The 12,987-nt window shown below is 72.7% G+C and carries 10 protein-coding genes and 1 pseudogene; 5 read left to right on the top strand and 6 right to left on the bottom strand.

All coding sequences use genetic code 11. The annotated features are described in order from the left end of the window. Positions 1-37: 37 nt before the first annotated feature. Complete coding sequence (locus tag AB0J36_RS18325; protein WP_357120774.1) at positions 38-784, bottom strand: hypothetical protein; 747 nt, start codon at positions 782-784, stop codon at positions 38-40. A gap of 214 nt (positions 785-998) precedes the next feature. Here AB0J36_RS18325 and trmB point away from each other — a divergent pair, with 214 nt between their 5' ends. The 5 genes from trmB (at position 999) to AB0J36_RS18300 (ending at position 6,191) form a co-directional block, all read left to right on the top strand. After that, positions 999-1,619 carry a tRNA (guanosine(46)-N7)-methyltransferase TrmB gene (trmB, locus tag AB0J36_RS18320; RefSeq protein WP_357120777.1) on the top strand — a complete coding sequence of 207 codons (621 nt, stop codon included), beginning with the start codon at positions 999-1,001 and terminating at the stop codon, positions 1,617-1,619. 118 nt (positions 1,620-1,737) lie between these two features. Next, positions 1,738-4,251, top strand: coding sequence for a DUF3516 domain-containing protein (locus AB0J36_RS18315; protein ID WP_357393160.1), 2,514 nt, complete (start codon positions 1,738-1,740; stop codon positions 4,249-4,251). A gap of 140 nt (positions 4,252-4,391) precedes the next feature. Continuing rightward, positions 4,392-5,036, top strand: coding sequence for a hypothetical protein (locus AB0J36_RS18310; protein WP_357393162.1), 645 nt, complete (start codon positions 4,392-4,394; stop codon positions 5,034-5,036). A gap of 262 nt (positions 5,037-5,298) precedes the next feature. Further along, positions 5,299-5,832 carry a hypothetical protein gene (locus AB0J36_RS18305; protein ID WP_357393164.1) on the top strand — a complete coding sequence of 178 codons (534 nt, stop codon included), beginning with the start codon at positions 5,299-5,301 and terminating at the stop codon, positions 5,830-5,832. A 5-nt stretch (positions 5,833-5,837) separates the two neighbouring features. Continuing rightward, positions 5,838-6,191 carry a hypothetical protein gene (locus tag AB0J36_RS18300; RefSeq protein ID WP_357393166.1) on the top strand — a complete coding sequence of 118 codons (354 nt, stop codon included), beginning with the start codon at positions 5,838-5,840 and terminating at the stop codon, positions 6,189-6,191. A 186-nt stretch (positions 6,192-6,377) separates the two neighbouring features. Here the strand turns inward: AB0J36_RS18300 and AB0J36_RS18295 are convergent, their stop codons facing one another. The 5 genes and pseudogenes from AB0J36_RS18295 to AB0J36_RS18275 form a co-directional block, all read right to left on the bottom strand. Then, positions 6,378-7,325 (bottom strand): iron-siderophore ABC transporter substrate-binding protein, encoded by a 948-nt coding sequence (locus tag AB0J36_RS18295; protein ID WP_357173365.1) that lies wholly within the window; start codon positions 7,323-7,325, stop codon positions 6,378-6,380. A 368-nt stretch (positions 7,326-7,693) separates the two neighbouring features. Next, a pseudogene (locus AB0J36_RS18290) lies at positions 7,694-8,458 on the bottom strand (ABC transporter ATP-binding protein); the annotation flags it as partial. 20 nt (positions 8,459-8,478) lie between these two features. Next, a complete protein-coding gene (locus tag AB0J36_RS18285) occupies positions 8,479-9,828 on the bottom strand; it encodes an iron ABC transporter permease (RefSeq protein WP_357119897.1) in 1,350 nt (449 codons plus the stop codon). Further along, entirely contained in the window at positions 9,825-10,871 is a 1,047-nt protein-coding gene (locus AB0J36_RS18280) for an iron ABC transporter permease (RefSeq protein WP_355050266.1), read from the bottom strand. The genes AB0J36_RS18285 and AB0J36_RS18280 overlap by 4 nt, the downstream gene beginning before the upstream one ends. A gap of 60 nt (positions 10,872-10,931) precedes the next feature. Beyond that, positions 10,932-12,875 (bottom strand): multicopper oxidase domain-containing protein, encoded by a 1,944-nt coding sequence (locus tag AB0J36_RS18275; protein ID WP_363660902.1) that lies wholly within the window; start codon positions 12,873-12,875, stop codon positions 10,932-10,934. Positions 12,876-12,987 lie beyond the last annotated feature (112 nt).

Raw genomic sequence — 12,987 nt, 5'->3', positions numbered from 1 at the left:
CGGCGGCGGTGTGGGGCGGAAGATTTCCATGGCGGGCTCAGCGGCGCGCGACGCTACGGGGCCGGCGCAGGGCCACCACGGCGAGGACCAGGCCGGCGACCGTGAAGGCGGCACCGCCGGGCAGCAGCAGCTTGCCGGTAACTCCCCCGGCACTGCCACCGAAGCCGGTCGCCGGGCCTCGACTGGGGTGGGGGGAGGGCACCGTCTTCACCACCTGCAACATGGTCGACGCCGTCTCGCCGTCGCGGCACTCCAGCTTGACCCGGTAGTTGCCGGGGCGGGTGCGCTCGCGCACCATCGGCGCGGCGGTGAGCACGCCGCCCTGCGGTTGCACGCCGACGGCGCCGAACGCGTCCGAGACGACGGTGGCGCCGATCGAGTTGTCCCGGCAACTGGCCCGAATGCCGACCAGGTAGCCGGGCTGCACCGTGCTGGGGCTCACCTCGACGAAGACGTCCACCACGGGAGCGGGCTGTGGCGCGCCACCCGGCACGCCTCCGGGCTGCGGCGCGGGCGCGGCAGCCGGCAGGACGTCGAGCGGCGCGGACGCGGCAACCGGCAGGACGTCGAGCGGCCGAGCGGGTGCGGCGACGGCCGACAGAGGATCGAGCGGCCAGTCGGAGGCGGTCGACAGGGCGTCGGACGGCCCGCCGGGCGCAGTGGCGAGGGCCGGCGGCGTGGCCAGCGTCGCCGGGGCGGCGAGCGCGGGAGCGGTGCTGAGCAGGGGGATGGCGAGCATGGCCGCCACCGACAGGAGCACGCCGCCGCGGGTCACTGTCACGATGCCCCCTCTCGACGCCGTCGAACCGCGCCGGGCAGCGGACCGCCCGGCCTGCCGTACCAATCGGATCCTCTCATTCCCGGTCGCACATCACATCCGATCCGCAGACGAAGTCGCGTACGCTCGGGTCGCTGTGACCATCACCGACGACCCTGACCCCGCCACCGTCCCGCCCACGGGCCGGATGATCCGCACCTTCCACCCCCGCCGGGGACGGATGAGCGGCCGGCAGACCGACGCGTTGGACCGGCTCTGGTCCTCGTACGGTCTGGACGTGTCGGGCGAGCCCGTCGACCTGGCCGCCATCTTCGGCCGCCGGGCCCCGGTGGTGCTGGAGATCGGCTCGGGCATGGGCGACAGTACGGCCGCGATGGCCGCCGCCGACCCGGACCGAGATTATCTGGCGGTCGAGGTGCACACGCCGGGAATCGCCAACCTGCTCGACCTGGTGGACCGCGCTGACCTGGGGAATGTCCGGGTTGCTCGCGGTGACGCACTGGAGTTGGTCGGCGGCCTGCCGGAGGGCGCGCTGGACGCCGTACACGTGTTCTTTCCGGATCCGTGGCCGAAGGCCCGGCACCACAAGCGGCGGATCATCCAGCCGTCGCACGTGGCCCTGCTGCGGTCCCGGTTGGCCCCCGGCGGCGTGCTGCACTGCGCGACGGACTGGGCCGAGTACGCCGAGGCGATGCGGGAGACCCTGGACGCGGATCCGGAGTTGGTCGACGCGTACGGCGGCTACGCGCCCCGTCCGGCGCACCGCCCGGTGACGAAGTTCGAGCGGCGGGCGATCACGGCGGGCCGTCCGGTCGCTGATCTCATCTACCGCCGACGGTAAGGAAGGGCCCCCTGTTAACGCCTGGCGTTGTAAAAGGGGCCCTTCCTAACGCCTTGAGCGGGTCGCGCGACAACCTGGTTGGCGCCGGAGGGCATGATCCAGGCACCATGGACACGCTATGACGCTCACCGCCGCGCTGCCGAGAAGCGCCGACCCCGACACCCTCTTCGACGCGTTCGCCGGTTGGGCGAAGGAGCGCGGCCTCGACCTCTACCCCCATCAGGAGGAGGCGGTCATCGAGATCGTCTCCGGCGCCAACCTGATCATGAACACGCCCACCGGCTCGGGTAAGAGCCTGGTGGCCGTCGCCGCGCACTTCGCGGCCCTGGCCGACAGCCGAACGACGTTCTACACCGCGCCGATCAAGGCGCTGGTGTCGGAGAAGTTCTTCGCGCTCTGCGAGGTCTTCGGCGCCGAGAACGTCGGCATGCTCACCGGCGACGCCAGCGTCAACGCCGACGCCCCGATCATCTGCTGCACGGCGGAGATCCTGGCCAACCTGGCGCTGCGCGAGGGCGCCAAGGCCGACGTCGGCCAGGTGATCATGGATGAGTTCCACTTCTACGCCGAACCCGACCGTGGTTGGGCGTGGCAGGTGCCGATCATCGAACTACCGCAGGCCCAGTTCATCCTGATGTCCGCCACCCTGGGGGACACCACCCGCTTCGTGGACGACCTGACCCGGCGTACCGGACGGCCGACCGCCGTGGTGCGCTCGGCCGAGCGGCCGGTCCCGCTGATCTTCTCGTACGCGATGACGCCGCTGCACGAGACGCTCGAGGAGCTGCTGGAGACCAAACAGGCTCCGGTGTACGTCGTGCACTTCACCCAGGCCGCCGCGCTGGAACGCGCCCAGGCGCTGATGAGCGTCAACGTCTGCACCCGCGCCGAGAAGGACATGATCGCCCAGGCGATCGGCGGCTTCCGGTTCACCTCGGGCTTCGGCAAGACGCTGTCCCGGCTGGTCCGGCACGGCATCGGCGTACACCACGCCGGCATGCTGCCCAAGTACCGCCGCCTGGTCGAGACCCTGGCCCAGGCCGGTCTGCTCAAGGTCATCTGTGGCACCGACACGCTCGGCGTCGGCATCAACGTGCCGATCCGCACGGTGCTGTTCACCGGCCTGAGCAAGTACGACGGGGTCCGTACCCGCCTGCTCAAGAACCGGGAGTTCCACCAGATCGCCGGGCGGGCCGGCCGGGCCGGGTACGACACCATCGGCCGGGTCGTCGTGCAGGCCCCCGAGCACGTCATCGACAACGAGAAGGCCCTCGCCAAGGCCGGCGACGACCCGAAGAAACGCCGCAAGGTCGTCCGCAAGAAGCCGCCGGAGGGCTCGATCGGCTGGGGGCAGCCCACCTTCGACCGCCTCGTCGAGGCCGAGCCGGAGCCGCTAACGTCGAGCTTCCAGGTCAGCCACTCGATGCTGCTGAACGTCATCGGCCGCCCCGGGGACGCGTTCGCGGCGATGCGGCACCTGCTCACCGACAACCACGAGGAGCCCGCCGCCCAGCGCCGGCACATCCGCCGGGCCATCGCCATCTACCGGGCGCTGCGGGCCGGTGGGGTCGTCGAGGAGCTGCCCGAGCCGGACGAGACCGGTCGCCGGATCCGGCTCACCGTCGACCTCCAGCTCGACTTCGCGCTCAACCAGCCACTCTCCCCCCTCGCCCTGGCCACCATCGAGCTGCTCGACGCCGAGTCCCCCTCGTACGCCCTCGACGTGTTGAGCGTGATCGAGTCGATCCTCGACGACCCCCGCCAGATCCTGTCCGCGCAGCAGTTCAAGGCGCGCGGCGAGGCGGTCGCCGCGATGAAGGCCGAGGGCATCGAGTACGAGGCCCGCCTCGAACTACTGGACGAGGTGACCCACCCGAAGCCGCTTGCCGAGCTGCTGGAGGCCGCGTACGAGATGTACCGGCAGGGTCACCCGTGGGTCGCCGACCACCAGCTCTCCCCCAAGGCCGTCGTCCGCGACATGTACGAGCGGGCCATGACCTTCACCGAGTACGTGCAGTTCTACGGGCTGACCCGCTCGGAGGGCCTGGTCCTGCGCTACCTGGCCGACGCGTACAAGACGCTGCGCCAGACCGTCCCCGAGGACGCCAAGACCGAGGAGCTGATCGACCTCATCGAGTGGCTGGGCGAGCTGGTCCGCCAGGTCGACTCCAGCCTCATCGACGAGTGGGAGCGGCTGCGCAACCCGTCCGACGTGGCCGAGGTGGCCCAGGCGCACGCCGCCCTGACCGACCGGCCACCGGCGGTGACCCGCAACGCGCGGGCGTTCCGGGTGCTGGTGCGCAACGCGCTGTTCCGTCGGGTGGAGCTGGCCGCGCTGCGCCGCTGGGACCTGCTCGCCGAGCTGGACTCCGCCGACGGCTGGGACTACGACGCGTGGGCCGACGCCCTGACGCCCTACTTCGAGGCGTACGACTCGATCGGGGTGGGTCCGGACGCCCGCGGCCCGGCGCTGCTCATGATCGAGCAGGGCCGGGAGAAGTGGACCGTCCGGCAGATCTTCGACGACCCGGACGGCGACCACGACTGGGGCATCAGCGCCGAAGTCGACCTCGCCGCCTCGGACGAGGTCGGCGCGGCGGTCGTCCGGATCACGGACGTCGGTCAGCTTTAGCGGTCGCCGCGAGGGGGTCGTCCGGGTTGCCGGACGGCCCCCTTTGTCGCGTCTTCCGCCGCCCCGTTTTCACTGGGCGATGTCAGGGGTGTCGATTAGAATGTATGTACTAATAGCGCTTCTGAACTGGGAGGACGCCCGTGACCGCGCCCACCTCCATGCCCCTGACGCCCTACACCACCCTGCTCGGCTTCACCCGCTACGTCGACCGCACCGGCCCCACCAAGGCGACCTTCGTGGGCGGTCTGCGCAAGCAGCGCGCCAGCCGCTCCGGCTTCAACCCGCACGGCCAGTTCGTCAAGGCGCTCAAGGCCGACATCGCCTTCCACACCGGCGGCACCCACCTGGCCGGTGTGGTCGACGTCGTCAAGCCGCGCTGGCGCCCGCTCTACCAGGCGCTGGTGCCCGGCGCGACGGCCTGGCTGCACTCCCTCGGCGACCCGGCCACCCTCGACCTGGCCCAGACCCGCGACGCCCTGGCCATGCTCGGCGACCTACCCGTCAAGATCAACCCCCACTTCGGCGTACGTTACCCCGACGGTCACGCCGACGCGGTCCGACTGCACTTCGACGAGGCGCCGCCGAGCGAGGAATCGATGCTCGCCACCCTGCACCTGATGGCCCGCCACATGGACGCGGTCCTCCCGCACGCCGAGCCGGTCCTGGTCGACGTCCGGCGCGGTCAGACCCACCGCATGCCCACCGACGCCAAGCCCGAACAGATCGAACGCTGGCTGGCCGGCGAAGCCGCCGCCTTCCGCGCCATCTGGTCCACCGCCGCCTAACCACACCCCTCCACCCGCACCACCCGCCCACACCCCTCCACCCGCACCACCCGCCCGCGCCCGCCCACGCACCCACGCCCGCCCACGCCCGCCCACGCTCGCCCGCTCAGCCAAGATCCGCGCAACATCAGGGATGCTGCTGCCTCCCGTGATCGGGAGGCAGCAAGAGCACTGAAGTTGCGCGGATCTTGGCGTAATTACCCCCGGCGGAAGTTATCCACAGGGGCTGCCGGCAGCCACGCCTGGCCGTCAGGGTGTCGTCATGCCTGCTTCTCCACGACGCCCGGCGAGACTGCAGGGGCGCGTCTTTCGCGGTTCCCGCGCCGTCGCCGACGGTCTGCTCACCCCTGCGGAACTACGCAGCGCGGCCTGGCGCCCGCTCTTCCGGGACGTGTATGCCGACGCCCAACTCGACGTCACTCACCGCACCCGTTGCGCCGCGGCTGCCCAACTCGTGCTGCCGCCGGGTGTGGTGATCGCCGGACGCAGCGCGGCAGCGCTCTACGGCGCGACGACGGTCGCCCACCATGAGCCCGTCGATGTGCTCGTGCCCGCCGGCCAGCGGTTCGGACCGGTGTCGGGACTCGCCGTCCATGCCGGCGCGATCGACGAATTCGACGTCATCCGACGTCAGGGCATCCCGGTGACCACGCCGACGCGCACCTGCTGGGATCTGGCCCAGTGGCTGCCGACCGAGGAGGCAGTTGCCATCGTGGATCGGCTCGCCCACAAGCATCTGGTAGCGCTCGCGCCGCTGCGGGCGAATGCCCGAGCGCGGGTCGGCGACCGAGGGTGAAGCGCATGACGCGGGTGGCCGATCTGGCCGACGCGGGCTCGGAGTCGACACCGGAGTCCCGACTTCGCGTGCGAATCGTGCTCGCCCGGATACCGCCGCCGGTCACCCAGTTCGTGGTCGAGCACGATGGGAGGTTCGTGGCCCGTCTCGATCTGGCATGGCCGCATCTCAAGGTCGCCGTCGAGTACGACGGGTTGTGGCATGACGATCCCGAGCAACTCCACCTCGACCGCCGTCGCCTCAATCGGCTGCTCGGTGAGGATTGGATCGTGCTGCACGTCACCGCAAAACGACTTCGGGAGGACTTCGACGGCTTCCTCGACGAACTCCGTCAAGCCCTGCGCTCCCGCTCCCGCTGACCCGACCCGAGACGCACCCGCACCGGAACCGGAACCAGAACCAGCACCGCCACCGGCACCGGCACCGGCACCGGCACCGGCACCGGCACCAAGATCCGCACAACTTCAGGGATGCTGCTGCTTCATTGGCTCGCGAGGCAGCAGTTTCCCCGAACTTGCGCGGATCTTGGGTGCGGCCCGGGTGGGTCAGGTGGCGGGGAGGTACTTGGCCAGGTCGTCGAGGATCTTGTTGGCGGCGCCGACGCCGATGCCGGTCATCCAGATCTCGTCGGAGACCGGGTACGCCTTGCCGGCCTTGACCGCGCCGAGGCCCTTCCAGAGGGTCCCGCCGGCCACCTTGCTCTGCTCGGCGGCGGCCTTGTCGCCGTACGCGGTCACGAAGATGACGTCGCCGTCGACCTCGTTGATCCGCTCGGGGCTGACCAGGTCGAAGCGCTTGTCCTCCTTGTTGGCGAGCAACTGCCGCTCGGGGCGGCCCAGGCCGGTGTCACCGATGACGATGCCGGAGAAGGAGTCCGGGCCGTACACCCGGATGTTGCCCGGGATGAACCGCACGATGGACACCTTGCGGGCGGCGGCGTCGCCGAGGGTCGCGCCGAAGTCCTTGGCCCGCTTCTCGTACGCGCCGAGCAGGTCCTTGGCCTGCTGTTCGCGGCCGAGCGCCTTGCCGTCGAGGAGGAAGTTCTCCTTCCAGGTGATGCCCACCTTGTCGGTGAACACGGTCGGCGCGATGGCGGCCAGCTCGTCGTAGAACTTCTCCTGGCGGAACTTGCTACCGAGGATCAGGTCCGGCTTGAGGGCGTTGATCGCCTCCAGGTCAGGCTCGGTGAGCACCCCGACCTCCTTGATGCCGGCGAGCTTGTCCGCGCCGAAGTACGTGGGCCAACTCTTGGCCTCGCCGGCGGTGGCCGCGCCGACGGGCGTGATGCCCAACGAGAGCGCCGTGTCGATCTTGTCGGTGTCGAGCACGACGACGCGCTTGGGTTCGGCCGGGACCTTGGTGGTGCCCATGGCGTGGGTGATCTCCCGGGTCTCCCCGGTAGCGGAGCCGGCGACCGGGTCGCTCTCACCGCAGGCGGTGAGGCCGACCCCGAGGGCGACGGCCGCGGCGAGAGCGGCGACGAGACGACGCATCAGTGTCCTTTCGAGGGGTACGTGCCGGCGAGCGGGGTGGCCGCGTCGCCATCGGCGGATCGGGCGTCCGGTACGGACGCCGTCGACGAATCAGCGCCGCCAGGGCCAGCGGCCGGCGCAGCGAACCCGGCAGCAGCGGCCGGCGCAGCAGGCCCAGCAGCAGCGGCCGGCGCAGCGTCAGCGGCTGGCGCAGTGTCAGCGGCCGGCGCAGCGTCAGCGGCCGGCGCAGCGTCAGCGGCCGGCGCAGCGGACCCGACAGCGGCAGGGGCCTCCGGGCCGCCCACGCCAGCAGACCCGGCGGCCGCAACAGAGCCGGCAGAGTTGCCCACGCCAGCAGAGCCGGTGGGAAGGGCCGGGCCGCCGGTGCGCGCGGGCACCACCAGGGGTGCGCCGGTCACCGGGCAGGGCACGACGACGCAGGCCAGCCCGAAGACGTCCCGGACCAGCTCGGCGGTGAGGATCTCCCGGGGTGGGCCGGCGGCCACCACCGCGCCGGCGCGCATCGCGACCAGGTGGTCGGCGTAGCGGGCGGCCTGGTTGAGGTCGTGCAGGACGGCGACCACGGTGCGGCCACGCTCGGCGCGGAGCCGGTGCAGCAGGTCCAGCACCTCCACCTGGTGGGCCAGGTCGAGGAAGGTCGTCGGCTCGTCCAGCAGCAGCGCCTCGGTGTCCTGGGCGAGCGTCATGGCGATCCACACCCGTTGCCGCTGGCCACCGGAGAGGCTGTCCACCGGCCGGTCGGCGAGGTCGGCCACGTCGGCCAGGGCCATCGCCTCGTCGACCGCCGCGGCGTCGGACGACGACCACTGCCGCCACCACCGCTGGTACGGCTGCCGGCCGCGTCCGACCAGGTCGGCCACGGTGACGCCCTCGGGCACCAGCGGGCTCTGCGGCAGGACGCCGAGCCGGCGGGCCACGTCGCGGGTGGGCAGGTCACGGATGGCGGTGCCGTCCAGCAGGACGGTGCCCTGTCGCGGAGCGAGCAGTCGGGCCATCGTGCGCAGCAGGGTGGACTTGCCGCACGCGTTGGGGCCGACGATCACCGTGAACGCGTCGGTGGGCAGGTCCAGGGTCAGCCCGTCGAGCACGGTCCGCTCGTCGTAGCCGACGACCAGGTCGCGGGTGGAGAGCATCACACGACTCCTCACAGGCGTCACGACGACCGTGGCCGTCCACGAAGCAACAGGAAGATCAGGTACGGGCCGCCGATCGCGGCGGTCAGCACGCCCGCCGGCAGTTGGGTGGGCGCGAACAGTCGACGGCCGGCCAGGTCGGCGAGGACGAGCAGGAGCGCGCCGAGCAGCGCGGCGCAGACGAGCGGGGGCCGTTCGGCGCGGACCAGCCGGCGGGCCAACTGCGGTGCGACGAGCGCCACGAAGTCGACGGCCCCGACCTGGGCGGTGACCATCGCGGCGACGAGCACGCCGGTGCCGGCGAGCCCGATCCGGCGGGCCACCGGGCGTAGCCCGACGCCGCGCGCGGTGTCGTCGTCGAGGGCGGTGCTGTTCAGGGCCCAGCCGGCCCACGCCAGCACCGGGAGCAGCACCGCGAGTGTGCCGGCGATCCAGGCCGCCTCGGTCCAGCCCTTGCCGGCGAGGGTGCCGATCAGCCAGATCTGCGCCCGCAGGCCGTCGATCGGGTCGGCGGTGAGCATGACCACCTCGGTCAGCGCCCGGAAGGCGAACGCGACCGCCACCCCGGCGAGGACGAACCGTTGCGCGGCCAGCCCGTGCCGGGCACCGAGGGCGAACAGCAGCACCGCCGCCAGCAGACCGCCGACCAGCGCGCTGGGCGCCACCAGCACCGCCGCCGCGCCGCTGGTCAACGCCACGGTCGCGGCGAGGCCGGCGCCCTGGGTGATGCCGATGACGTCCGGGCTGGCGAGCGGGTTGCGCGCCACGCTCTGGATCAGCGTGCCGGCCACGCCGAAGGCCGCGCCGGCCACCGCCGCCAGCACGACCCGGGGCAGGCGAAGATCAAGAACCACGAGGTCGTACGGGGTGCCCGCGCCGGAGAGCGCCCGGAGCACGTCGGCCGGGGCGACGTACGGGGTGCCCAGCGAGAGGCTGAGCACGACGGCCAGCAGGAGCAGCACGGTCAGCACGGCGGCGACCAGCGTCGCGCGGCGACGGATCAGCAGGCTGACCGGACCGACCCGCAGCAACGACCGGCCGGGCAGCCGGGACGTGCCGCCGGGCGCACCGGGCAGCCCGGCCGCGGCTGCGAGCCCAGCCGCGCCGGACGCATCGGCGACGCGGGCCGCACCAGCCGCGCCGGACGCATCGGCGACGCGGGCCGCACCAGCCGCGCCAGACGCATCGGCGACGCGAGCCGCGCCAGCCGCGCCAGACGCATCGGCGACGCGGGCCGGACCAGCGGCCGGGGCAGCAGCGCGGGCCGGACCAGCAGCGCCGGACGCGGCGCGGGTCGGACCAGCGACCGGGTCAGCGGCAGGGTCCGGGCCGGCGGTGCCGGACGCTTCGGCGGGACGACCGGCGGTCACGCGGTCACCACCCGGGCGCGGCGGACCAGCACGGCCAGCAGCGGCGCGCCGATCAGGGCGGTGACGATGCCGGCGGGTATCTCGCCGGGCGGGGCGACGAGTCGGCCGACGACGTCGGCCCCGAGCAGCAGCGCGGGCCCGAGCAGGGCGGAGACGGCGAGGGTCCAGCGGTGGTCCGCGCCGACCAGGGCACGGGCGAGGTGCGGCACGGCCAGCCCGACGAAGGCGACCGGACCGGCGGCGGCCACCGCGGCGCCGGTGAGCAGCACGGCGGCGATTCCACCGCCGAGGCGGACCAGGCCGATGCGGTGGCCCAGGCCACGGGCCACGTCGTCGCCGAGAGCGAGGGCGTCCAGGCCCCGGGCCACCAGCGCGGCGAGCAGCAGCCCGACGAGGACGAACGGCAGCACCTGGGCGGTGACGCCGAGGTCCCGCCCGGCCAGTCCGCCCACCACCCAGAACCGGTACTCCTCGAAGGTGCGGGCGTCGATGCTGAGCAGCGCGTACACCCCGGAGGCGAGACTGGCGTCGAGCGCCGCGCCGACCAGCGCGAGGGTGACCGGGCTCGCGCCCTCGCGGGCCCGGCTGGCGATGGCGAAGACCAGCAGGCCGGCGGCGAGCGCGCCGGCGATGCCGAACCAGACGTACCCGGCGAGCGTGCCGATGCCGAAGACGGAGATGGCGAGGACCACGCCGAACGACGCGCCGGCGCTGATGCCGAGGATGCGCGGCTCGGCGAGCGGGTTGCGGGTGAGCGCCTGGAACAGCACGCCGGCCACGGCGAGCGCCAGCCCGACGGCGAGCCCGAGCGCGGTACGCGGCATACGTAGTTCCCGGACGATGGTGCTCGCGTCGCTGCCGTCCGGCGCGACGAGGGCGTGCCAGACCGCGCCGACTCCGAGTTGCCGGCTGCCCAGCGCGAAGCTGGCCAGTACGGCGAGCAGCAACACCAGCGCGGCGCCGACGGTGACGGCGACCCGCCGACCGGTGCGGGCACCGGAGGAGTTGCGGGCCGGCGTCGGCCGGGCGGCGAGGGTGGTCACGAAACTCCTGCACGTTCGAGCTTAGGTTCGCCTAACCTTAGCCGACCTGCGGAAAGTGACCTAACTGGCGTCGGTCGATGCCGCCGACTCAGCCTGCGGCACCTGCACCGAGCCGCCGTCCCCGGCCGCCGCCGCGCCGCGCGGCAGCACGTTGAGGGGCCGCATCATCTCGTTGTCCTCGTGCTCGAGCAGGTGGCAGTGCCAGGAGAAGCGGCCCGGCAGGTCGAAGCGGGCCTTGATCCGGGTCACCTCCCACGGGTACGCGAGCACGGTGTCCATCCATCCCCGCTCCCCCGGCTCCGGCTCCGCCCGGCCCGACCGTCCACGGCCCAGCAGCTCGAACTGGGCCTGGTGCAGGTGGACGGGGTGGACGTTGCGGGTGAAGTTGCGCACCTCCCACACCTCGGTCGCGCCGACGAGGGGCTGTTCGGTCGCGGGATCGCTCCAGCGCATCGGCCGACCCCGGCCGCGCTCGTCGAGGGTGCCGAGCAGCATCACCATCGACCGGCCGGACATCCGCTCGTTGAGCGACAGCCGCCGGACCCGCTCCGCCGCACCGAGCCGGGGGTGGGCGGGCAGTTGCAGGTGCTCCGGCGGCACGCTGGGGTCCGCGCCGGTGGCCTCGGTGACCACGAACCGCATCACCTGCCCGGTGGTCCGCGGGTCGGACGGCGCGAAGTCCACCCCGGGTCGGCCGCCCCGGTACGCCCACTCGGGCCCCTCGTTGACGAGGAAGAGCTCGGTGCCGGCGGGCACGCCGGTGAAGTCGACGATCACGTCGGCCCGCTGGGCGGGGCCCAGGGTGACGCGGTCGTGCGCCACCGGCTCGGGCAGGAAGCCGCTGTCGCTGCCGATCTGCCAGACCGGCAGCACCGGACGGGCCGGCCGTGCGGTGGCGTGGGCGGCGACGCTGAGCATCAGGAAGCGGCTGTTGCAGCCGTTGAGCAACCGGAACCGGTAGCGCCGCCGCTGCACGGTAAGGCTGGGCCAGGTCCGGCCGTTGACCACGATGGTGGTGCCGGAGAACGCCGACGTCCACGCCGGACCCTCGTGGTGACCCCCGGGGTAGACCAGCTCGCCGTCGGCGCTGAAACTGCGGTCCTGGATGAGCAGCGGGATGTCGTGGTAGTCGGTGTCCGGCGGATCGTCGTGACCCGGCGTCGGGCCGGGCAGCACCCCGTCGGGCAGGTCGTCGCCGCCCAGCAGGTAGAAACCGGCCGGCCCGGCGTAGACGTTCTCCCTGGTGAGGCCCAGCGTGTGGTCGTGGTACCAGAGGGTGCAGGGCCGCTGGTCGTTGGCGTACTCGAAGGTGGCCGAACCCGCCGCCCAGCGCAGGCCGGACCCCTCGGCGAAGCGGGACCGGAACTCGCCGTACGCGCTGCCCGTGACGGCGAAGTCGGCCGGCAGGTCGCGGGCCACCGGCAGGTACCACGCCTCGGCGTGCCCGTCGCTCTCCTGCGTGCTGTGCCCGCCGTGCAGGTGGACCACCTGGGGCACCGGCCCCCGGTAGCCACGGCGGCTGCCGTCCGAGCGGCCGTGCCCGTCCCGGCCGTTCCGGCCACCGGCCGGGTTGGCCCAGTGCAGGGTCTCATCGACGGGCAGCAGGTGGGGCAGGTAGTCGCCCCGGTGGTCGACGAGTTCGTTGACCCAGGTCACCCGTACCGGGCGGTTCACCCGCGCGACGATGCTGTGCGCCGGGTAGCCGAAGCTGTCGGGGTGGGCGGTGGAGCCGTAACCCCACACGGTCGTACGCGGCCAGGACAGCGGCAGGATCTGCTGGCGGAACTGCCGCACCCCGACGACGTAGGTGTCCCGCTCGGGGTCGTTCGCCACCCGGGGCATGGCCAGGGGGATGCGCAGCGGCGCGACGTACTTCGGGATGTCGGCGGCGCGCAGCACCATCGCCGCGGCGAGCGTGCGGCCCGCGGCCGTCGAGCCGGCCGGGACCAGAACCGCGGCGCCCCCGGCGGCACCGGCCACGAGCACCTGTCGTCTGCTGACCATGCCGCACCTCCACTCGTATCGGACCTCGATAAGAGAATGAGTTTCGCGGACGGGGGCAAGTGGGGCGGATGGCGGATAACACCCGTAAGAGGGACAGCGAGCACCATAGGGT

This window comes from Micromonospora sp. NPDC049662, assembly GCF_040675055.1.
In the GTDB taxonomy this organism is placed as follows: Bacteria; Actinomycetota; Actinomycetes; order Mycobacteriales; family Micromonosporaceae; genus Micromonospora.
The sequence above is the reverse complement of the archived record's forward strand: the minus strand, read 5'-3'. Positions and strand labels throughout refer to the sequence as shown.

Excerpts from the sequence above, each read along its gene's own strand:
- trmB (WP_357120777.1), top strand. The coding sequence starts at position 999 with ATGAGCGGCCGGCAGACCGACGCGTTGGACCGGCTCTGGTCCTCGTAC.
- AB0J36_RS18315 (WP_357393160.1), top strand. The coding sequence starts at position 1,738 with ATGACGCTCACCGCCGCGCTGCCGAGAAGCGCCGACCCCGACACCCTC.
- AB0J36_RS18305 (WP_357393164.1), top strand. The coding sequence starts at position 5,299 with ATGCCTGCTTCTCCACGACGCCCGGCGAGACTGCAGGGGCGCGTCTTT.
- AB0J36_RS18300 (WP_357393166.1), top strand. The coding sequence starts at position 5,838 with ATGACGCGGGTGGCCGATCTGGCCGACGCGGGCTCGGAGTCGACACCG.
- AB0J36_RS18295 (WP_357173365.1), bottom strand. The coding sequence starts at position 7,325 with ATGCGTCGTCTCGTCGCCGCTCTCGCCGCGGCCGTCGCCCTCGGGGTC.
- AB0J36_RS18275 (WP_363660902.1), bottom strand. The coding sequence starts at position 12,875 with ATGGTCAGCAGACGACAGGTGCTCGTGGCCGGTGCCGCCGGGGGCGCC.